Source organism: Paenalcaligenes hominis (assembly GCF_011927625.1).
Taxonomy (GTDB): Bacteria; Pseudomonadota; Gammaproteobacteria; order Burkholderiales; family Burkholderiaceae_B; genus Paenalcaligenes; species Paenalcaligenes hominis.
The window spans coordinates 141862-163432 of sequence record NZ_JAATIZ010000004.1 but is presented as its reverse complement, the minus strand read 5'-3'; the positions used below and the strand labels follow the sequence as shown (position 1 = coordinate 163432).

Here is a 21571-nt window from a genome sequence, read left to right as displayed (position 1 = left end):
AAACAAAGGGGGCTGTTATGCAAAGAACTGTAGCTATTACCGAGCCTGTACCAGGTCATCCTTCACACCTCAACCCAGTTCAAGGGTTAAATCAATCCGCTGTGTCGTGGGCAGCTATCATCGCAGGGGCTGTCATTGCAGCCGCATTAACTGTGACACTTCTTATAGGGGGGTCGGGGTTAGGCTTTTTAGCTGCTTCTCCTTGGCAAAACGAGGGCGCTTCCGGAGAAACCATTGCCATTGGCACCATTGTTTGGCTCTTTGTCACCCAAGTTATCGCTTATGGTATAGCGGGATACGTAGCAGGGCGTTTACGCACAAAATGGGCCGATACGCATGTAGATGAAATTTATTTCAGAGACACCGCGCATGGTTTTTTAGTATGGGCTCTTAGCTCTATTGTAGGGATCGTGTTGCTTAGCTCCGCTACAGCTTCTATTGTTTCTGGCACAGCCAAGGTAGGAGCTACTGCCGCGGGTGCAACAGTGGCTGCGGTGGGTGCTGCAGCGGCGCCAGCTATTAAAGACAGTGATACTTTTTCGTTAGATTACTTCACTGATACTTTATTACGTCCTCAAACGCCTCAACAGCGCTATGACCAGCCTGATCCACGTGACGAAGTCACCACCATCTTGACCCGTGGTTTGATGCAAGGTGAACTCTCAGCGGAGGATCAAGATTATTTGGTTCAAGTCGTCGCTGAACGCGCTGGCATCAGCGAAGACGAGGCTAAAACGCGCATTTTACAAGTGACAGAGCGTGCCCAAAAAGCCGCTGATGAGCTTGAGCTTAAAGCAAAAGAAACCGCCGATACAGCCCGTAAAGCGGCAGCAACCTTTGCATTATGGTCTTTTGTCTCGTTACTGTTAGGTGCATTTATAGCCAGTTTTGCGGCGACTATCGGTGGCAGAACACGAGATAATGTCTAAGGGGATCGAGTCTTAGGCAGTGAATACCAACGAACAAAAAAGCTGCTGAGCTATTCAGCAGCTTTTTTGTTTAGTAGAGATAATTAAGATTGAGGAACCCGTTCCCACAACCGTTCAGATACTTTGCTTACTAACGCTTGAGCGTCATTGATATCAACCGTAAAAGCATCGGGTTGCAGTTGTTGGTTTTTTAATAACGCCAAGCCGCCGTCGGAATGCGCAATGGCTTTACAATGATTGTAGGCATCTGACACAAAGTCTTGAACGGGTTTAAGCTTAGCTAAACGCTTGGCTTCTTCAGGGGTCAGAATTAAGGCTACTGCGTCAAATAACACCGAAGGGGCGCCATCGATTTTCTCATCGGCTTTCAAATGGCTGCCATCATTTAACGTGACACCACCTACTTTTTCAGCCACCACTTTATACATCACCTTTGCTTTGTCTAGCGCTTGTTGAAGTTGCTGTACGGCTTTTTTATCGGCGCCATCACTTACCAATATGCCTACGCAACGTCCAGCAACTGCACCGCCACGCTTTAAAATAGACAACGCATCAGAAGGCGGCATATCAAACGGTTCTTTGGCGGCCGGAATGGGAGCCGGCAGATCCAAACCTAAGCCATCTGCTACCGCTTGGGCTAATTCCTTGTCTACATTTAGTAGTTGTCCAAGCATACGTAACCGAACATGATCAAGCTGTACTTTAGACAGCTCAAACACAAAGCCTGCAATAATGTGGGCTTGCTCTACTGGGGTTTGAGAGCGATAAAAAAGGCGCGATTGAGAAAAGTGATCAGCAAAAGCCTCAGCCCGGACGCGTAGCTTCTCTGCAGGTTCTATGTCGTGTCGAGCGACCGTAGTGAAACCTTGCTCAGAGGCGCGCGGGCCAGTCTCTTCACCCACTTCATCTAAACTATTTGGCTCATAAGTAGCCCGCCCTTTAAACACATGGGTTTGCATCATGCCATCACGCTGAAAATTATGCATAGGGCATTTAGGGGCATTGACCGGTATCTGATGAAAGTTAGTTGTACCAAGGCGAGACTTTTGGGTATCCAAGTAGGAAAAAAGTCGTCCTTGTAACAGGGGGTCATTAGAAAAATCAATACCAGGCACCACGTTGGTCGGTAAGAATGCAACTTGTTCGGTTTCTGCAAAAAAGTTGTCAGGGTAACGGTCCAATACCATTCGCCCAATAACTTTTACAGGGATATCTTCTTCGGGGATGATTTTGGTGGCATCTAATACATCATAAGGCTGCTGATCTGCCCATTCTTTGTCAAAGACCTGAATGCCTAGCTCCCATTCAGGGAAGTGGCCTGCCTGAATGGCTTCATACATATCACGACGTAAGTAATCCGGATCTGCACCGGAGATTTTGACCGCTTCATCCCACAAGGTGGACTGCAAACCTTGTTTTGGCTTCCAGTGAAATTTAACAAAATGCGTTTCGTCTTTTTCATTTACTAGAATAAACGTATGCACCCCAAATCCTTCCATGGTGCGAAAAGAGCGCGGAAGGGCACGGTCTGACATGAGCCACATAACCGTATGGGTGGATTCAGGCATAAGCGAGACAAAATCCCAGAACGTGTCATGGGCTGATGCGGCTTGGGGAAAGCCTCGGTCAGCCTCGGGCTTTACAGCATGAATCAAATCGGGAAACTTCATGGCGTCTTGAATAAAAAACACTGGCATGTTGTTGCCGACTAGATCCCAGTTTCCTTCATTTGTGTAAAGTTTTACAGCAAAACCGCGCACATCTCTTGGTGTGTCTTTGGAGCCTTTAGACCCGGCTACCGTAGAAAATCGACAGAAAACGGGAATACGTTCCCCCTTTTTTTGAAACAAGGAGGCTTTAGTTAACTCAGGAATCGGTTGTGTACACTCAAAGTAGCCATGCACACCTGTGCCACGAGCATGGACAATACGTTCAGGAATGCGCTCGTGGTCAAAGTGAAAGATTTTTTCTCGTAGAACAAAATCCTCAAGCAAAGTGGGGCCGCGTGTGCCCAACTTTAAGGAGTTTTGATTATCAGAAATAGGGACGCCGTGATTCGTGGTTAACGGACAGCCTCCTCGCTGTTGGGTTTCACCACCAGAACCCTGGGGAAGTGCATTGTGGGAAGGATTTGACGTATGCTTAGCCATAAAGAGCTCCATCTGAGAAGGACTTTTATAAAATGCTACGGGACCAACAAAATGCCTTTTATTTTTAATCACTTATCAGTTTAATAGAGACACGGCTGAAGTATAGGTAAGTGTCTGATAGGAAAAGTTACTAAATAACGTATCGACGATAACCAATGCAATACCACATGCGAGGTGAATCATGACCAGCAAATTTAAAGTCGGTGACCATGTCAGTTGGAATTCCGAGGCAGGGCGTGTCAGCGGTGTGATTATCCAAATTCACACGTGCAATTTTGATTACAAAGGGTATACGCATCATGCTTCCGAGGACGAACCTCAATACGAAATTAAAAGTGATAAGACCGATCACATTGCGGCCCACAAAGGCAGTGCGTTACGTAAACTAAAAAAATAGGCGGTGTCATTAATGAGCGAGGCAATCACGTATATTGGGTGTGCTGGGTGGTCACTGAATGCACAAGTGGCTACGCATTTTCCTATAGTAGGTACGCACTTAGCCCGTTATGCTCAGGTGTTTTCCGCTGTGGAAGTTAACACCTCCTTTTATCGGGAACATCAGACTAAAACTTACGAGCGTTGGGCTCAGAGCGTGCCTGAGCATTTTTTATTTAGTGTCAAACTGCCTCGGTCTATCACGCATGAGCACCGGTTAGTTAATGCAGAGGCATTGATCCAGCGTTTTGCAGAGCAAACATCGGCCTTGGCGGACAAGCTGGGTTGCGTATTAGTGCAGTTACCGCCCAGTTTAGCCTTTGAACCAAGCCATGCAGATGCTTTTTTTGTCCAGTTACGTAGCGCTATTTCTGCGGCCATTGTCTGCGAGCCGCGTCATGAAAGCTGGTTTACCCCAGAGGCGCGTGCCTTGCTTACACTTTATGATATTGACTATGTGCGTGCTCACCCTAAACCCGTGCCAAACTTAGATCTAGAGCTGCCACGTTCTACTTTATATATACGGCTGCACGGGGTGCCCGTGATGTATTATTCCGCTTACTCCGCGGCTTATATTGATGCGTTGGCCCAACGTATCTGCGAGGTGCGGGCTGACGGCTACACGATTTGGTGTATTTTTGATAACACGGCGCAGGGGCATGCTGTGCCTAATGCCTTACATTTAATGAACCGTTTGGTACAGCACTCTACCGAGACACGCTAAACACTATTACTAGAGCTTACGCATCCACCGTGTCGTGTTGCTGCCACCATAATCGCGCATAATAGCCATCTAAGGCCAGTAATTCAGTATGGGTACCGCTTTCTACTAACATGCCCTGGTCCATCACTAGAATTTGATCGGCGTCACGAATGGTCGACAGACGATGTGCAATGACTAAGGTAGTGCGTTGTTGGCTGACGGCATCAATGGCCGCCATGATGGCTTGTTCTGAAACCGAATCCAGTGATGAGGTGGCTTCATCTAATATCAACAGGGGTGGATTTTTAAGTAACACACGAGCAATGGCTACGCGCTGTTTTTCACCGCCAGACAGTTTTAACCCGCGCTCACCCACTTGGGTTTGATAGCCCTGCGGTAAATGCTGTATAAAGTCTTCCAAATGCGCCATTTTTACGGCTTGCTCGACCTCAACCAGGGTGGCTTCGGGGCGCCCGTATATTAGATTATTGTACAAACTATCGTTAAATAGCACGGTGTCTTGGGGCACAATACCGATGGCAGTGCGCAAACTGTCTTGTGTAATAGTGCGAATGTCTTGACCATCAATGCAAATACTGCCGCTGTCTACATCATAAAAGCGGAATAAAAGACGGGCTAGGGTAGATTTCCCAGCGCCACTGGTCCCGACCACGGCGACGGTATGCCCTGCTGGTATGTGAAAACTGATGCCTTTTAAAATCGGACGATGACTATGGTAACCAAAGTGTACCTTTTGAAAGCTAATGTTTCCGCTACTAATTATCAAAGGATGGGCATTAGGGGCATCTTTAAGTTCGGGTTCCGTATCTAGCAGCCCAAATAAACGCTCTACATTCACCAAAGATTGGCGAATTTCCCTATACACAAAGCCCAGCGCATTTAACGGTACAAATAATTGAATCAAGTACGCATTCACCATAGTGAAATCACCTAAGGTCATTGTGCCATTAGCGACTTCGCGTACGGCCATGCTCATCATGACAATAAGCGACAAACTGATGATAAAGGCTTGGCCTGTGTTCAATGCCGCCATCGAGAGGCGGTTTTTTAATCGAGCTTTTTCCCAAAGCTGGAGCCCTTCGTCATAGTGGGTGGCTTCAAAACGTTCATTATTGAAGTACTTCACTGTTTCGTAATTTAATAGGCTATCAATTGCGCGTGAGTTGGATTGGTTATCGCGTTCGTTGGCCTCGCGCACAAATGGGGTACGCCATTCTGTGACTACAATAGAAAACAACACGTATAGGCTAATCGCCGCCGCAATCACCAACACATAGTGAATATTAAATGCCACCAACAGCACGCCTGCGACCAAAACAATTTCAATAAGAGTCGGCACAATATTAAAAAGTGCAAACCGGAGTAAAAAGCTGATGCCATTGGTGCCGCGTTCGATGTCACGCGCTAAGCCGCCTGTTTTTCGATCTAAATGAAAAGCTAAATGCAGTTGATGCAAATGCTGAAAGACGCGTAACGACACACGACGCATTGCGCGCTCTGCGACGCGTGCAAAGACGGCATCGCGCAGCTCATTAAAAAAAGTACTGCTAAAGCGCAGCGCGCCGTAGGCGCCTACCAATACCAAAGGCACCCAGAGCACCACGTCACTACCTGAATGGTGATCCAAATAATCCACAATGTATTTCAGAGCGATGGGGGTGGAGACCGTAGCCACTTTAGCCAAAATAAGCATGGCCATCGCAAAAAATACGCGACCTCGATATTCGGCTAGATAAGGCCAGAGTCCAGCGATAATGGCCCAGTTTGACTTCTTAGGCGTAGGGGATGATTCATGAGTAGAAGGGGGCACACGCACTCCTAAAAGCCATCAAGCGAAAACGCAAAGTGTACCGCATTCGCAGCTAAATCTCCCACGCAGATGAGATGAAGTGTGCGTTATGCGAACGAAGGACTGGTTGGTAACCCAAAAGCAGTACCGTGTTTTTTCTTGATACATGTCGATTAGATCCACGCCATTGTTTTGCTAAATACTTCATGTAATAGTCGTTTTATCTAGAGGTAGCAGGATTTACATCAACGATGACGCTCACTGGGAAAGTTCAAGAGCACAAGCGGATAAAGGCTTGATCTTGATAATTCCTGAGCTCGATAGAGGAGGGTATCAATGGAAAAAGCCGTTATGTCTTTCACGCAATCCGCCGCCTTAAGTATAGCTAGCCGTTATCGTGCTAATCAAAATAGCACAGCCAAAGCGGATTTGCTTGACGTATTAGGCTCGTGTCAAGATTTGCCTTTACCTGGTTCTGGCCACACGTTAGCTCGTTGGCGCAGGTTGGCTGACGTAGCCGCCTTGGACTTAGTGTGTGCCAAACTTTTCGAAAGTCATACGGACGCCTTGGCTATTTTGGCTGAATTAGGGCAAACCCATTTGATTGAAGACGAGGGGCTGTGGGCGGTCTGGTGCGCCGAGCCGCCTAGTCACCGTGTGCATCTCAACGCAAGCCCCACTTTTTCTGATGGGGTATCTATTCATGGCACCAAAGCCTGGTGCTCGGGGGCGAATGAGGTCAGTCATGCCTTAATAAGCTGCTGGGATGAAAACAATAAACAGTTTTTGGTAGCGGTTGATATGGATCAGCCAGGCGTGATAGTAACGACTGACGGATGGCAAGCTGTTGGGATGGGGGCGACAGAAAGCGTCGATGTCATATTTGACTACGCAGAAGCGCAACAAGTGAGCTCTGCAGACCAATACATTCAACGTCCGGGGTTTTTGCATGGGGCAGCGGGGATTGCCGCGTGTTGGTATGGCGCTGCAGCATCCATTGCTCACTACTTAATTCAGCATGTGCAACAGCGGCCTGACGATGTGCATGCCCAAGCGCATTTAGGTGTCATTGATATTGCCTTGGCGCAAGCGGCCTCGTTGTTAAGGGTGGCGGCACACGCCATCGATCATAGCCCAACTTCGCCGTGTGAACGCGAGGTATGGCGTGCACGCTTAGCCGTAGAAGCAGCGGTGGAAACGGTGTTACAGCGTGTACCGCGTGCTTTAGGTGCAGGGCCGCTATGTAAGCAAGCCCACTTAGCAAATCAAATGGCAGATTTGCCCGTGTTTTTACGCCAAAGTCATGCCGAACGCGATTTAGCTGCGCATGGCATCAGAATAGCTCAAGAGGAGACGGCCCAGTGGAAACTGTAGCGCCACCCCGTTTTATTCAAGGTCAAGGTACCTCTGAGGCCTGCTGGGAACCCTACATAAATGCCTCCGTACTGCCTAGTGGCACGGTGACTGACTTAATCCACCCAAGCGGTACAGTCCATATTGTCGCACCACACCCTGATGATGAGGTGCTAGGTTGTGGCGGTATGATGCAGCAGCTCAGCGCGTTAGGGGTTCCGGTATGTGTGTGGGCAGTCACCGACGGAGAGCGCAGCCATCCGCCAACCCCTGGCCGCACAATGCATAGCCTAGCGCGTCTTCGTACACGCGAAAGTGAGCAGGCTCTAGCTATCTTGTCGAGTGCAATTTGCCGTTATGCGGTGCAGTTGCCTGATGGGGCCGTGTCTGCGGCAGAGGAGCAACTAGGGCATTATCTCAGTATGAAGGTGAAAAAAAACGATACGGTTTTTGCCCCATGGCGCTTAGATGGACACCCTGACCACGAAGCCGCGGCGCGAGCCGCCCTCTATGCTGCACAGCAACAAGGATGCCGTTTTATTGAAGTCCCCATTTGGGGTTGGCATTGGGCTGATCCGAATAAAGGCGAGTTTCCTTTAGAGCGGGCTCTACGTATTCCTTTAAGCGCAGATGAGCTAAAACGTAAAACGTTGGCTATTCATCAGTTTCATAGTCAACTTGGTATTGATGAGCAAACGAACCAAGCCCCTATTTTGCCTGATTACGCTTTGGTACGTTATCTGCGCTCTTTCGAGGTGGTGTTGTTATGACGGATTTTGATGCCTTATACCGACAGCACTCTGACCCATGGCAAATCCGCTCTTCGTGGTACGAGCGACGTAAGCGTGAACTGCTTTTAGCGTGTTTACCTAAAGAGCATTACCGCAAAACACTCGAGTTAGGATGCGGCACGGGTGAGATGACAGCGCAACTCGCACAACGGTCAACGGCAGTGCATGCTGTTGATCTTTCACCTATTGCCTTGCAACGATGCCATCAGCATTTAAAGGCGATGGGCATTCATAATGTCCACACGTCGTGTGTCCGCGTACCTGAAGTCTGGCCTATAAAAGAACCGTGTGAGTTTGATTTACTGGTGGTTTCAGAGTTTGCCTATTATTTGGAGGATACTGAAATTGATGGGTTTATTGAGGGCTGTCAGCGTGCGTTAGAGGCAGGAGGTGATTGGCTGATGTGTCATTATTTGCCGTCTTTTCACGATAGACGTCAAGATACACAATGGCTACACCAACGCATCACCGACACGCTAAACAAAGAACCGATTGTTACCCATAGTGATGAGGCTTTTCTTCTTAACATTTGGCGTCAAACGGACTGAGGTGAACCATGATAGGTGTTTGTATTCCAGCACATAATGAAGAGCAATGCATTGATGCTTGTTTGGCTTCCGTTCTAAAAGCGGCCCAGCACCCTGGACTTCAGGGGGAGCCTGTGCATGTGGTTGTAGTGCACGATACCTGTAGCGACGGCACTGCACTACGCAGTCGCAACTGGCCTATAACAAGTTTGCATGTGGCGTTTAAAAACGTTGGGCTAGCACGTGCTGCCGGAGCCCGCCATCTGATTGAGTTAGGGGTCCGTTGGTTAGCTTTTACGGATGCCGACACGCGCGTCAGTGAAACTTGGTTAATGCATCAGCTCTCTTTTAATACAGAGGTAGTCTGCGGTACGGTAGAGGTGGCAGATTGGTCAGCGCATGGTGTTTTTGCTGAACAAGCACAACAGGTTTTTCAAGCCGGCTATTTAGACCAAGAAAATCACAAGCATGTGCATGGTGCCAACTTGGGGGTGTCCCCTGAAGCCTACCTGCGTGTAGGCGGCTTTGATGCGCTAACTTGCAGTGAAGACCAAGCGCTGGTGGATAAGCTAGTGCTAGTAGGCGCAACCATCGCTTGGACTGCGTTGCCTCGTGTGGTGACAAGCGCGCGCCCCATATCACGGGTAGAGGGCGGTTTTGCGACCACTTTACGCCAAGCTTGGGAAAAAAAGACGCTAGACCCTACCTTTCAGGCCACGGTTGAGTTGAAACCAGGCCTTTAATGGGCTTTTGTTAGTAGGTCGTTTAGGGCAGCTGGCAATTCGGTAAATTGAAAAGAAAAGCCAGCTTGCTGCAATTTCGCCGGCAGAGCATGTTGGCTGGACGTTAAAATGGCTGCCATTTCCCCAAACCCCACCCGTAAAGCCATTTCAGGTAGAACCAGAAAAGTGGGGCGGTGTACAGCAGCGGCAATGGATTGCGTAAATACCGTGTTACGCACAGGGGTAGGAGCACAAGCGTTATAGGGCCCATAAGCGTTTGGGTGAAGCATTAAAAAATCGATCAGGCGTACTTGGTCTGCGAGATGAAGCCATGGCATCCAGTGTTGACCAGTCCCAAGCCGGGTGCCTAAGCCTAACTTAAAAGGCAAAAGAAGCCGCTTTAATAAGCCGCCTTGCGTGCTCAGCACGAGCCCCGTGCGTACAGTAACGACTCGGATGCCTAAATCACTGGCGGGCTGAGCAGCTAATTCCCAGGCCTGGCAAAGTTGACTACCAAAATCGCGAGTTATCACTGGGTCGGCTTCAGTCAGTATTTTTTCTTTGGCGTCCCCATACCAGCCCACCGCAGAACCGGACACTAAGACTTCGGGTCGGTGTGTCAACGTACCTAGCCACTGCACAAGCTCGTTCGTTAAGCGAACACGACTGTCCATAAGTAGCGTTTTACGCTGTCGAGTCCAACGGCGATCGGCAATAGGAGCGCCTGCTAAGTTAATGACCGCGTCTAGCTTAATGCCTTGGAGATATTTTAGATGAGCAAAACCTTGGACGCCCTCGCCACATAAATCGGGCACCTGTTCAGGGCGGCGGCTCCAGACAAAGAGCTCATGGCCTTGGGTGAGCCAATACTGGCACAACGCCTGCCCGATAAGACCTGTACCACCAGTAAGCAAAATACGCATGGTCAACTCACTTTCGCCCGCGGGCTATTAAAAACTATACAATTTTTTATTATTATATAGATATTCGCAGGGCAGTAGCGGTAAAGTGATGAATTAGTCCGTGGCTTTTTGTGATGAGAGCTGTTGCTTAAGCTGGATTAGTTCCGCTTCTAGAGCGTTAATACGTTGTTGAGCTTGAATGGTAGCGCTAACGTCTTTTTGAATGCCAATAAAATACATTAGGTTATCGGCATTATTAAACACAGGAGTGATGGACAGTTCGTTCCAAAATAAGGTGCCGTCTTGTCGGTAATTACGTAATACCGCACGACATGGTTCATGATTTTTTATAGCGTCTCGAATGAGCTCTAATTCGGGTTGAGCGGTATCATTTTTCTGTAGAAAGCGACAGTCTTGGTAAAGAATATCTTCTAACTGATAACCGGTTAAGTATTCAAATGCCGGATTTGCATAAATGATAATTGTGTCATCGCCTTCTTGTTCAGCAATCACAATACCATCCTGAGAGGCATCCACAGCCAGCTGTAATAGTTTTGCATTAATCATTAGATCAGCCCGAGTAAAAGGTCACTATCTCACTAGTATAATACCTAGGCCTACTCACAGGGGGCTGGTCTACTAAGGGCTAAAGATAACTAGCCGTTTTTCTAGGAATTATTTCATTTTGTCCAATAATGAACAGAACGCGCCATTCCAGTTAGGTTTAAGCTCAACCCATACGGATACAGCCCATGACTTACTTCCTATGCGCGACGTAGCACGTCTGACGGGGGTGAATCCTATTACCTTACGTGCGTGGGAGCGCCGCTACGGTTTGATTCAACCCACACGCACAGAAGGTGGTCATCGACTGTATTCCATGACAGACGTACAAACTATTCAGAAAATCAGAACATGGACTGATCGGGGGGTAGCGGTAAGCAAAGTGGCGGCGTTACTCGCCGCCGAGGCAGGACAATATGCAGATCATGCCTCTGCTGATCTTGCTCTTCAGGCCTCACCTGAAACCACAGGGTGGCGAGAGTGGCAAACCCTGATGCATCAAGCCATTCTACGGTTTGATGATAAGGCCTTAGAGCGCTATTACGGCCAACTTTTTTCCACCTATCCACTTCAGCAAATCGTGCAGCAGGTCATGATGCCCTTGTGGCATGAGCTCTTACAGCAAAGCCAATGCGGGCAGCATAGTCAGTGGGTTTTTTATGATGATTTTTTACGAAGCCGTTTTCAGCAGCGCTTACGTTGTACTCGACAATCGCACCGTGATGGGATTGTTTTTATGATGTTAGAAAATCAAGGCTTTGAGCTTGAAGTGTTAGCCTGTGCGTTAGTGTTTGATAACCATCAGGGCAGGGTGCGGGTGTTACCACCGCAACAACGACTCAACGAGTTGCCGTTGCTGTGTCAGAGCATAACACCCCAAGCTGTTGTGTTGTTTTCCTCGACACCCTTGACGGATGCACTGTTGGGTAAGCTAAGACGTGTGGCCTTAAGCATAGATAGCCCGGTAGCGGTGGCAGGCATAGCAGCCGAGCTGGCCACCGATACATTACGCCATTCGCCGTTTATTAATTTAGGCGCAGAGCCGGTGCTTATGGCGTCTAAGCTCGAGCAGTACTTAGCTGGCCGTTTAGATACTTAAGCCAATGCGGGCGCAGGCTTCAAGGTTTTTTCACACAGTCTCACTAAGGCTTCCGCCCAGTCTGCGTTGTCATTCAAACACGGGATCAGGGTTAAGTCCTCGCCGCCGGCTGCAATGAATTGCTCGCGACCCCGTATACCTAGTTCTTCATAGGTTTCAATGCAATCCGCTACAAATGCAGGCGACATCACAAGTAGTTTTTTGACGCCTTGTTGGGCTAGCTCATCTAAGCGACTTTCGGTATAGGGTTCAATCCATTTAGCTCGACCTAAACGTGACTGGAAAGAAACGGACCATTGCGACGGCTTTAACCCTGCCTGACGCGCAAAGCGTTGTGCACTTTGAATGCATTGCGCTCTATAACACGTATCGAGTACTGCACCGGTAGCACGTTCGCAGCAATCAGCGGATTTTAAGCAGTGCGTATTGTTGGGCTCGCGCTTAGTTAAATGACGTTCGGGCAAACCATGAAAGCTGATTAATAGATGGTCAAAGTCTTCTTTAAGTGTAGGCGTGGTACTAGCGACCAATGCATTTAGGTATTCGGGCTCTGCATAAAAAGCAGGCAGAGTGTTGAGCTCAATAGTTAAGTGGTGTTTGCGAATCACGCGCTGCGCTTCTTGAATAGCAGTGGTAGTGGTGCTGTCAGCAAACTGGGGATATAACGGGGCGATCAAAACCTTGCTCACCCCTTGCTTAACCAAAGCAAGCAAGGATTTTTCTATAGAGGGCTCTGCGTAACGCATGGCTAACTCTACGGGCCCATGACGCCAAAGGGGGCGTACGGCATCACACAAACGTTGACTAATGACAACTAAAGGCGAGCCATCTGGCCACCAGATTTGCTCGTAGGCTTCGGCGGATTCAGCTGGGCGTTTGATGAGAATAAGACTAACGAGCAAACGTCGTACTGGCCAGGGTAAATCAATAACATGAGGATCCATTAAAAATTGATTTAAGTAGCTACGTACGTCTTTTACCTCAGTCGAAAGAGGGGAGCCCAAGTTAACCAAGAGTAAACCGTGATCGTGCATACGACTTTCCTTTAGAACACGTGATCAAATAAAAATTGTTAATTAATGGCTTTAAACGCATTGAGCGCACGCTCACGGCTAGCCGCTAAATCCACTATAGGTGCAGGGTAATCAGCCAGGGCAAATAATCCACCTAATTGGCTGGGGTCATGAATGCATTTATTATCTAAATGAGCCAATTCGGGTAACCAGTGACGAATAAATTCCCCATTAGGATCAAAGCGTTGCGATTGGGTAATCGGGTTAAAAAGTCTAAACCAGGGTACGGCATCCGTGCCAGTGGAAGCACTCCATTGCCAGCCCCCATTATTTGCTGCTAGGTCACCATCAATTAAATGGCGCATAAAAAATTGTTCGCCTTGGCGCCAATCAATTAAGAGATTCTTTGTTAAAAACATGGCGACCACCATGCGTAAACGATTATGCATCCAACCTGTAGCAAGTAGCTGACGCATGGCAGCATCAATAAAAGGAAAACCCGTGCGGCCTTCTTGCCACGCTGTTAACTCATCCGGCGCATAGCGCCAGGCGACCCGTTCTGTTTGTTCACGAAAAGGGCGATGCCGTGATACCTGAGGAAAACCCACTACGATATGAAGATAGAACTCGCGCCATAGCAACTCAGTGATCCATGTGATCACACCGAGATTTCCCGTTTTAAACTTCTCGTTATTGGCATGATATGCGGCATTAACACATTGGCGTGGCGAAAGAATGCCGGCGGCCAAATAAGGGGAGAGTTGGCTGGTGCCTGCCAGAGCAGGGAAATCACGCTGCTTATCGTATTGCAAAATCGACCATTCGCAAAAGCGATTTAAGCGGTCTAGAGCAACTTGTTCACCCGCCGGCCACATTGTACGTAATGCCTCACTAGGCGTAGCAAAATCAGAGAGTGTGGCCGGTAGGGGATCGTTCTTTATGGCTAAGGGCGCCTGAGGCGGCGGTGTAGGTAAGCAAACAGGAAGCGCTGCGCTTAATCGGTGATAACAGGCATTTTTAAACTGCGTAAACACTTTAAAAAAACCACCCGAGCGCGTTAGGATCGTGCCTGGCTCAAACAGCAAGCGGTCTACATGGGAATGCACGGAAACACCAACCTGCTTAAGTTGCTGAGCAACTGCCGTATCACGCTGTGTTTCATGAACCCCGTATTCTTGGTTAAGGTGCATTGCATCGACCTGAAGTTCATGACAGAGAATATTAAGTACCTCGGGGACCGCATCCCAGGTATCAGCTACACGAATCAATAAGGGTACATTCAGCTGCGTTAGCTCGGCCTGCAATGACTGCACATTGCGTAGCCAGAAGTCTACTTTGCTTGGTGCGTCATGATGCTGCTGCCATTGAGTCGCACTTAAGAGAAATACCGCTACCGTCGGTCCAGCTGTCATGGCTGCATGTAAAGCCGTGTTGTCTCGCACTCGCAAATCAGTACGAAACCAAATAAGTTGACGCATAGCACCATCCCTTAGTCATTTGTTTATTCCATAAACCATTAAAACGCTCTTAGTGTACGACAGGACGAATTTTATTGTACATTTTTTTATTTTTGTATAGGTATCAATGTGCGCTGAGGTGAAGTAGAAGAATGGCACCTACCGATTGAACCTACATAGCGTGTTAATTGGTTTAGAGTAAAGTGAAAACTAAAGAGACAGTAAAAGAAGGGTTGGGGGCTAAAGCCCCCAAGCTAAGAAACAACACGAGGTAAGCACCCCTTAAGCAAATTATTGTTAAACTACCCCATTATTTTGGTCGTAGACCTCGGGAATAACTTGATTGCGCAGTTTAGAGGTTTTTAGGCTCGCTTTATCTTCGGTGTTAGGGTCAGTCCAAAAGTTAATATTGAACTGGGCGTCATCACTAAGCTCGACGCGATGCCAATATTGCGGGGGGCTCACTGCAAACTGGCCGGCCTGAATGACAATGGTTTGCTCGGGCGTGGTGTCGGTCTCATTGGCAAAACCATAGAAAATCACTGTGCCTTGCATCACACAAATTTGTCCGTACACGCCAGCGGCGGTGTTGTGATGCGTAAGCAACGCCTTGGGTACATTGTCTTTAGTAAAGAAATGGGTTGAGCGTTTTATTTTCCAATGCTTAGGAATAACAATATGGCTCATGGTGGCTCCTTGGCTAATTAACGAGAAAGATTAGGACGTTAATAAAGCGCCAAACAACGATAGCGGTGCAAGTGCCCGTTAGGACACTTGCCCGAGTTTAGCTTTGTAGAGTCGCGTCTAAGCTAATATCTGCGTTAAGAAGTTTAGAAATAGGGCAACCTACTTTGGCTTTGTTAGCAATTTCTTCGAACTGTGTTTGGCTAATACCAGGAATACGTGCTGTCATTTTTAAATGCACTGCAGTAACAGCAAAACCGTCGTCTTGCTTTTCTAAGGTAACAGTAGCCTGAGTGTCAATACTGTCTGGGGTAAAATTTTCCTGACCTAGCAGCATAGAAAAAGCCATGGAAAAACACCCTGCATGGGCGGCCCCGATCAGTTCTTCGGGGTTAGTGCCAGGCTGGTCTTCGAAACGTGTATTAAAGCCATATGGGTTTTTAGTTAAGGCACCACTTTCTGTAGAGATTGTGCCTTTACCTTGCTTTAGATTGCCGGCCCAATGGGCGGATGCGGTTTTTTTGATCATACCTTCCTCTTGAGTCATTAAAAGACGCTAGGATGCCTAGCACGGAGTTAAATCACATCGTACTGAAAGATACTTGAATGCATTCATTCTAACGTAGGAATGCAAGCCATAGCTAATTGAAATTCCTACCATTTTTAAGCATATGAAAATTTGGCGTACATCTTTTAGCGAAGCTAAGTGGTAGGTTTAGTTTGATTGGGCAAAGTGAAAATTTGATCAAACAATAAGGTGAAGAAAAAGGTGTAAAGTAAAAAGAACACCATTAATGCCGCTACCATAGTAAAGGCCGTCCACAAGCCAACTTGATACCACACCATGTATAAGGGCAAAGTAAAAATTAATAACCCTGTTTCAAAACCCATGGCGTGAATAGTGCGTATGCCTAGGGTGCGTCTTAGGATGTGGTGGCGCCGTTCCCATGATTCAAATAACGTGTTGTATACATAGTTCCAGATAATAGCAATCACAGAAACTAAGGTAGCAGCAGGAAGAGACTCTTGGGCATTTCCACCGCTGATAAACATCAGTACAAAGGTAGAAAAAAGGATAGCGAAGAATTCAAAAAGACTAACGTAAGTAATGCGACGTTTTAACGGGGTTAAGGTAATCAATTTATACTCCATTGAGCCTTGATGCGGCTCTAGGTTAGAGAGCCGGCACGTCCCGGTAAAAAGAAGATCATAACCAATAGATAGGTTGCAGTGCCACGGTTTACGCCTGCACAAAAAAGTATAGGTGTTACATTCTTTCTTGTCAAAAAGGCTGTTACATTATCTGGCGCAGTGATTTTTTCTATTTTTTGTAAGCTGTTGTGGCAGGGGTTGTGATTGGTAACTCCTCCATTTGGCCGATTTAATCTATTTTTCAAGCAGGTTATATATGGATAATCAAACACCATCCCCTTTTAAAAGCCATGGTGGCTTGACACGAATTATGCGAGCTTTCATCTACTCTTTACAGGGGTTAAAAGCGGCATGGCAGCACGAGGCAGCGTTTAGACAAGAGTGTGGTTTAGCGCTTATTTTGTTTCCTACTGCTTTTTGGTTAGGCCGTGATGCTACCGAGATTTTTCTACTTTGCTTGGTTCTGGTGTTAGTGCTGGTCGCAGAGCTTATAAACAGTGCAATTGAAGCTCTTGCTGACGCGATCAGTACAGAACATCACCCCTTATTAGGGCGAGCTAAAGACATTGGTAGCGCTGCCGTACTGCTTGCCTTGATCGTGGTAGTGGCGTGGTGGGGCTGGGTGGTAGTAGACCGGTTTTTCCTTTAGTATATATAACTTTGACAGAGCTTTTCACCACTTAAATACGGTTTTTCCTATTTATAAAACATAATTTTTCTAAATAGTGATTAATTGTGTTTTTTTGTATCATTCGTGTGTGTAATTGTTATTTTCTTTACATTAATTAAAAAATCCCTTTACATTTTTTGATAAAAAACGGCTTTATTGTGAGCCCGTTTGGTTACACTCAATTAGGTATGGTTACTGGGGCAAACACCTTTTATTTATTTTAATGTGAGGGTAGCAATTGAGCCAGGCTAAAAGATAAAAAAAGTAGTAATGATGACGAAGGAGGGGTATGGATAATAATATCAAAAAATCACTTTTAACCTACGGCTTGGGATTAACAGCGGTATCACAAGAGTACAAACAGTTACGTGCTGGTTCACTGTATTGGGTTGGCGTCTCAGAGCAAAAAGAAGCCATTCAGTTAGCGGGCCGTACGATCGAAGTGGCTCCTGCTAAAGCTCGCATCCTGCTTTTGGCTGATTCGCATCTGGACGATATGTTAAGTTACATACCTATAGATGCTACCGATCCCATCGAGGTTCGTAGTTATCATTTGCGCGGGCACTCTCCTGTTGACATGCTCGCACTGACCAAACAATTAGATCGTGCCGCACAGCCCAAGGCGCGGCTTATTTTGCTTGTGATGCCTGTGGCTCAAGCTCAGGAATGGGCAAAAAAAGCCGCACTTTTTCTTGTGGAATGGCGGCAGTGGCTGCAAAAAAATCAATCTGTTATGGTCGTAGTCAGTTATGGGGCAGAGTCAGAAACTCTAGTTAATAAGCTTTATCTACACAACGAGGCACTCTCAGGGTTGTCGTTTTTACAGAAAAATGAATTAGATGAGTTGCTCTATCAGGTCTGGCATTGGCGTAATCAGCTAGGCGTATCAGGGCAGGCGTTGTTTCAGCTGACTGCCCAAGGAGATCGCTTAGTATTTACTGATACAGAGCCATTTCCCTCAAGCACTTCTACGCCATCAACGACCTTCCTACAAACTACTGTTGCTAACCAATTAGCACTAACAGGAAGGGATGACTATGTGTTGGTCGACTCATGGGATGCCTTAGTAGAAAAGGGCATCACCGAATTAAATCCTACTTTAGTTTTTGTGTTGCAGCGGCACCAAGATTTAGAGCAGTTAGCGCGAACGCTTTATTATTTACGTCAACAACGTCAACAGGCGTTACGCCTCGTTGTTTTAGAAATGGGCCCGCATGCGCTACGGCATTCAGAAATTGAGCTTTTAACCTTAAGCGGTTGTTCATTAGTCATCCCTAAAGTGAACCTAAGTCGGTTTTTTAACTTGTTAGATGTATTGCATTCCCAGCCTGATCGTTTTCAGGTCACTGACAATTTAGATCAAGCATTACAAAAGGTCCAAGCCCAATCAGTGCGGGGTGAACTGGCTATTCCTGATTTTGTGAGCTACCTAGAACATGTTTATTCTCACTTTGATGGCCATGATCCCCGTGGCAGCCTAGTCGTAATGACGCCTGTTGATATGCTAAGCACCGCACAGCTGTTGGCGCAAATTCAAATTCAACGTGATGGGGATGTGGCATGTGCCACCACCAAATGTGTCTATGTGTTTTTGTTTGAGTGTGAAGCGGGGTTAGTAAATGTGGCGTTAGAGCGTTTGCTACGTTTGCCTTTGTCTGAGCTAGTGACTCACCATAATGTTGTGGTGCAGCCTAGTGATGTCCAACGCGTCGTCGAGCAATTAAAGCGTGCACCTGTGTCTGAATTTATTCCGAAGACTAAGGAGTCCTTGCCTCTTTCAGCTCAAAGGCATGTTTTTCAACCAGTGCGCCAGTCATTACGACATGCATAAAAAGCTGTTTTGGAACTGTAGTGTGATCTCTTGATGTTATGACTTTTTTTATCGGTATAGTAGTAGGCTTTTTATTATTTCCTTTATGGAGGCGCCTAGTGGGTTGGGTATCCGTTTATTTTGTACCTACACGGCTGCTAAAGCCATATCGAGTTTATAAACGACAATAATTTTTTTGCCGAGGTTGAGCAAAAACTCATGGATAAGACAACAACTCATCAACAGGATATGAAACCTAAACGTTCTGCCTTTCTATGGCGTGGTTTTGGGTTGTGGAATTTATACTTTATCGCCAAGTTAGGGTTGTATTGGGGCGGCTATATTAAATTTCATGTGCTCTATAACTGCCTGTTTGCAGCCGCATTGCTCTTACCTTTAGCGCCTCTTTGGCTGCACCGTTTACGTCATGTGTTGGCCATTCCTGCAGGCATAGCGCTGCTTTATTACGATTCGTGGCTTCCACCTATTCGCCGACTTTTAGATCAACCCGAGGTGCTGCAGTTCTCCAATGCGTATTTAATTGAGTTGCTTGGACGATTTATTAACTGGGATCTAGTTGCCTACGCTTTCATTGTATTTGTGGCGTATTTATTTTTAGCACAATGGTTGCGTATCACTACATTTACCGTGTTGGCTTTAGCTGGGGTGGCTCTAACGCAATGGGGTGGTTTAGCTTTGCCCCGATTACAGTGGTCTCAGTTCGTGCAAAACGAAGTCGTGCCTATTTCAACCGCACAAACCAATACGACTAGTCCGGTAGCGCCAGTTAAAGTCAATGCAGCCACTCTAAGCGAGCGCTTAAATGCCGAGCTTGAACAGTTTTATCAGGCTGAAAAACAGCGCCGTATCAGCTTTGAGTCGCTGGCTCCAGATAGCACCGCATTCGACTTATTGTTTTTAAATATTTGCTCGTTGTCTTGGGATGACTTAAAAGCGGTCGGCCTAAGCCAGCATCCTTTATTTGCCAAAATGGATGTGATTTTTGAAAATTTTAATTCAGCTACCTCGTATAGTGGCCCTGCAGTTTCACGTTTAATGCATGCTAATTGCGGACAATTATCGCACGCCGATTTATACGAGCCCGTAGGTAAAGAATGCTCGTTATTTTCCAATTTAGAGGCGCTTGGTTTTGATACGGAAGCCGTACTTAATCATAACGGCGAATTTCAGAATTTCATTGATGATATTACTCAGGAAGGTTCGTTTAGTGCACCGATCGTTCCCACAGAGCTAAAGCCTACCTTACGTGGTTTTGATCATTCACCTATCTGGAGTGATTATGAGACCTTAGCGCTTTGGTTGGACAAACAAAATGCTAAATCCAAAACTCAGCCCGCTGCGCTGCTCTACAACACGATTACATTGCATGACGGAAACCGTGAGGCCACTGCAGATGGTGGCAGCCGCAGTGCGCCTTATGACCGGCGTGCCCAACGCTTGCTAGATGAGCTAGACCGTTTTATGGATCAGCTCGAACGTAGTGGTCGCAAAGCCGTGGTGGTGTTTATTCCTGAACATGGCGCAGCGCTACAAGGAGACAAAATGCAAATATCGGGCATGCGTGAAATACCCACGACAAGCATTACCCATGTACCTGTAGGGGTACGTCTCATAGGTGAAAAAAGCGCTGGTGCAGACCCAGTGGTACAAATTCAGGAACCCACCAGCTTTCTGGCTGTTTCCGACTTAGTCTCACGCCTAATTCATCAATCCGTTTTTGATCAGGACCACATCAATTGGCAGCAGTTGACTGCTGATTTGCAACAAACAGCAGTCGTATCAGAAAATGAGGGCACGGTAGTGATGGAATACGAAGGGGTACCGTATGTGCGGTTAGATGGCAAAAATTGGTTGAGGTATCAGCAATGAGTCAACCTTCACAGCCTTTAACCCAAGACGCTGATGATATTCAGTCCCTGACTCAGTACTTGCATACGGGCGAGTTTGAGTACGTGGATATTATGTCGCATGAAGCCTGGCAGCGGGCGCTAAAACAGTGGCCATTACTAGCAGAGTGGCAGCGTTGGTCACAGGAATCATCGTCATGAAACGTTCTATTATTGCCCTTTCTGGTTTACGGGGTGGGGCCGGCACCACCAGTGTGGCGGCCATGCTTGCAGACAGCTTACGTCGTTTAGATCAGTCTGTACTGGTGATTGATTTCAATGAGGCGGATTTATTACGTTTGCACTTCAATATTCCCTACGAGGAACAGCATGGATGGGCCGCAGTCGTTAATGATCCGTACGCTTGGATGGACCAAACCTATCAAGTCGCTCCATCACTTTGGGTATTACCGTATGGACGCCATGCGCTAAGCACGGCACGCCCCAGCACAGAGGCAATCCAAAGTTGGATTAATGCGTTACCACAGCAACTCGTTACCACAGCAGAATTACCTCAATGGATTCTCCTAGATCTCCCTGTTCTACAAACAGGATTCAATCTTTTATATGAAGCCAGTGCTTTGCATTTGTTAATCGTCGAGCCGGATATGGCCGCCCACATTTTGTTGGGTCAATACGTGATGCAGACGCAAACGCATATTGTAGTCAACCGACATAACCCGGCTTGCTCAGCGACCGAAGCCGTTTTAATGGATTGGCAGCAACGCTATCGTTCACGTTTAGCGCCCCTTAACTTGCATTTAGATGCGCATGTTAATGAAGCCTTAGGCCACAAAATGCCTGCCACCACGTATTTTCCTGAAAGCTCAGCCGCACAGGATATGCAGAGTCTAGCGACATGGTGTTTAACTCACTGCCGTTAGGGGAAAAAC

At 47.1% G+C, this 21571-nt stretch carries 22 protein-coding genes; 13 read left to right on the top strand and 9 right to left on the bottom strand.

The features are described 5' to 3' along the window. Positions 1 to 17: 17 nt before the first annotated feature. Entirely contained in the window at positions 18 to 929 is a 912-nt protein-coding gene (locus tag GGR41_RS10720; RefSeq protein WP_167661832.1) for a hypothetical protein, read from the top strand. Positions 930 to 1012: 83 nt separating this feature from the next. On the opposite strand, the gene GGR41_RS10715 is transcribed toward GGR41_RS10720, so the two are convergent. Beyond that, positions 1013 to 3079, bottom strand: a complete 2067-nt coding sequence (locus GGR41_RS10715) for a catalase (RefSeq protein ID WP_167661831.1) — start codon at positions 3077 to 3079, stop codon at positions 1013 to 1015. A 181-nt stretch (positions 3080 to 3260) separates the two neighbouring features. Here GGR41_RS10715 and GGR41_RS10710 point away from each other — a divergent pair, with 181 nt between their 5' ends. Then, a complete protein-coding gene (locus tag GGR41_RS10710) occupies positions 3261 to 3476 on the top strand; it encodes a hypervirulence associated TUDOR domain-containing protein (protein WP_167661830.1) in 216 nt (71 codons plus the stop codon). A 12-nt stretch (positions 3477 to 3488) separates the two neighbouring features. Then, on the top strand, positions 3489 to 4238 hold the full coding sequence (locus tag GGR41_RS10705) for a DUF72 domain-containing protein (RefSeq protein ID WP_167661829.1): 750 nt from the start codon (positions 3489 to 3491) through the stop codon (positions 4236 to 4238). Positions 4239 to 4254: 16 nt separating this feature from the next. On the opposite strand, the gene GGR41_RS10700 is transcribed toward GGR41_RS10705, so the two are convergent. After that, positions 4255 to 6048 carry an ABCB family ABC transporter ATP-binding protein/permease gene (locus tag GGR41_RS10700; protein ID WP_167661828.1) on the bottom strand — a complete coding sequence of 598 codons (1794 nt, stop codon included), beginning with the start codon at positions 6046 to 6048 and terminating at the stop codon, positions 4255 to 4257. Positions 6049 to 6363: 315 nt separating this feature from the next. Here GGR41_RS10700 and GGR41_RS10695 point away from each other — a divergent pair, with 315 nt between their 5' ends. Genes GGR41_RS10695 through GGR41_RS10680 form a run of 4 tightly spaced genes read left to right on the top strand, consistent with a single transcriptional unit; the run spans position 6364 to position 9441 of the window. Beyond that, positions 6364 to 7401 (top strand): acyl-CoA dehydrogenase, encoded by a 1038-nt coding sequence (locus GGR41_RS10695; protein WP_229711198.1) that lies wholly within the window; start codon positions 6364 to 6366, stop codon positions 7399 to 7401. After that, entirely contained in the window at positions 7389 to 8150 is a 762-nt protein-coding gene (locus tag GGR41_RS10690; protein ID WP_167661827.1) for a PIG-L deacetylase family protein, read from the top strand. The genes GGR41_RS10695 and GGR41_RS10690 overlap by 13 nt, the downstream gene beginning before the upstream one ends. Then, positions 8147 to 8719, top strand: a complete 573-nt coding sequence (locus GGR41_RS10685; protein ID WP_167661826.1) for a class I SAM-dependent DNA methyltransferase — start codon at positions 8147 to 8149, stop codon at positions 8717 to 8719. The genes GGR41_RS10690 and GGR41_RS10685 overlap by 4 nt, the downstream gene beginning before the upstream one ends. A gap of 8 nt (positions 8720 to 8727) precedes the next feature. Beyond that, a complete protein-coding gene (locus GGR41_RS10680; RefSeq protein WP_167661825.1) occupies positions 8728 to 9441 on the top strand; it encodes a glycosyltransferase family 2 protein in 714 nt (237 codons plus the stop codon). Here the strand turns inward: GGR41_RS10680 and GGR41_RS10675 are convergent. Both GGR41_RS10675 and GGR41_RS10670 read right to left on the bottom strand, forming a co-directional pair. Then, positions 9438 to 10343, bottom strand: a complete 906-nt coding sequence (locus GGR41_RS10675; RefSeq protein ID WP_167661824.1) for a TIGR01777 family oxidoreductase — start codon at positions 10341 to 10343, stop codon at positions 9438 to 9440. The two genes, GGR41_RS10680 and GGR41_RS10675, sit on opposite strands and share 4 nt — an antisense overlap. A gap of 93 nt (positions 10344 to 10436) precedes the next feature. Beyond that, positions 10437 to 10889, bottom strand: coding sequence for a PAS domain-containing protein (locus tag GGR41_RS10670; protein WP_167661823.1), 453 nt, complete (start codon positions 10887 to 10889; stop codon positions 10437 to 10439). Between the two features lie 118 nt (positions 10890 to 11007). Between GGR41_RS10670 and GGR41_RS10665 the strand changes: the two genes are divergently transcribed. Continuing rightward, positions 11008 to 11985, top strand: a complete 978-nt coding sequence (locus tag GGR41_RS10665; RefSeq protein WP_167661822.1) for a MerR family transcriptional regulator — start codon at positions 11008 to 11010, stop codon at positions 11983 to 11985. On the opposite strand, the gene hemH is transcribed toward GGR41_RS10665, so the two are convergent. The 5 genes from hemH to GGR41_RS10640 all read right to left on the bottom strand — a co-directional run bounded on the left by hemH (position 11982) and on the right by GGR41_RS10640 (position 16279). Next, complete coding sequence (gene hemH / locus GGR41_RS10660) at positions 11982 to 13019, bottom strand: ferrochelatase (protein ID WP_167661821.1); 1038 nt, start codon at positions 13017 to 13019, stop codon at positions 11982 to 11984. The genes GGR41_RS10665 and hemH overlap by 4 nt on opposite strands. Before the next feature lie 38 nt (positions 13020 to 13057). After that, positions 13058 to 14476 carry a deoxyribodipyrimidine photo-lyase gene (gene phrB, locus GGR41_RS10655; protein ID WP_167661820.1) on the bottom strand — a complete coding sequence of 473 codons (1419 nt, stop codon included), beginning with the start codon at positions 14474 to 14476 and terminating at the stop codon, positions 13058 to 13060. Positions 14477 to 14752: 276 nt separating this feature from the next. Continuing rightward, the gene (locus GGR41_RS10650; protein WP_167661819.1) at positions 14753 to 15142 is read right to left on the bottom strand and encodes a TehB family protein; all 390 of its coding nucleotides are present in this window, start codon (positions 15140 to 15142) and stop codon (positions 14753 to 14755) included. Positions 15143 to 15239: 97 nt separating this feature from the next. Beyond that, positions 15240 to 15665 carry an OsmC family protein gene (locus GGR41_RS10645; protein WP_276529468.1) on the bottom strand — a complete coding sequence of 142 codons (426 nt, stop codon included), beginning with the start codon at positions 15663 to 15665 and terminating at the stop codon, positions 15240 to 15242. A 176-nt stretch (positions 15666 to 15841) separates the two neighbouring features. Next, entirely contained in the window at positions 15842 to 16279 is a 438-nt protein-coding gene (locus tag GGR41_RS10640; protein WP_229711196.1) for a PACE efflux transporter, read from the bottom strand. A 268-nt stretch (positions 16280 to 16547) separates the two neighbouring features. Here GGR41_RS10640 and GGR41_RS10635 point away from each other — a divergent pair, with 268 nt between their 5' ends. From GGR41_RS10635 to bcsQ, 5 genes are all read left to right on the top strand, one after another. Continuing rightward, positions 16548 to 16940: a diacylglycerol kinase gene (locus tag GGR41_RS10635; RefSeq protein ID WP_077732938.1), complete on the top strand. Its 393-nt coding sequence runs from the start codon at positions 16548 to 16550 to the stop codon at positions 16938 to 16940. 310 nt (positions 16941 to 17250) lie between these two features. Beyond that, positions 17251 to 18792 (top strand): BcsE family c-di-GMP-binding protein, encoded by a 1542-nt coding sequence (locus GGR41_RS10630; RefSeq protein WP_167661817.1) that lies wholly within the window; start codon positions 17251 to 17253, stop codon positions 18790 to 18792. A gap of 198 nt (positions 18793 to 18990) precedes the next feature. Next, positions 18991 to 20661: a cellulose biosynthesis protein BcsG gene (bcsG, locus tag GGR41_RS10625; RefSeq protein ID WP_209279802.1), complete on the top strand. Its 1671-nt coding sequence runs from the start codon at positions 18991 to 18993 to the stop codon at positions 20659 to 20661. Continuing rightward, positions 20658 to 20840: a cellulose biosynthesis protein BcsR gene (gene bcsR / locus GGR41_RS10620; RefSeq protein ID WP_077732941.1), complete on the top strand. Its 183-nt coding sequence runs from the start codon at positions 20658 to 20660 to the stop codon at positions 20838 to 20840. Before bcsG ends, bcsR begins: the two co-directional genes overlap by 4 nt. Beyond that, complete coding sequence (gene bcsQ, locus GGR41_RS10615) at positions 20837 to 21562, top strand: cellulose biosynthesis protein BcsQ (protein WP_167661816.1); 726 nt, start codon at positions 20837 to 20839, stop codon at positions 21560 to 21562. Before bcsR ends, bcsQ begins: the two co-directional genes overlap by 4 nt. Positions 21563 to 21571: the final 9 nt, after the last annotated feature.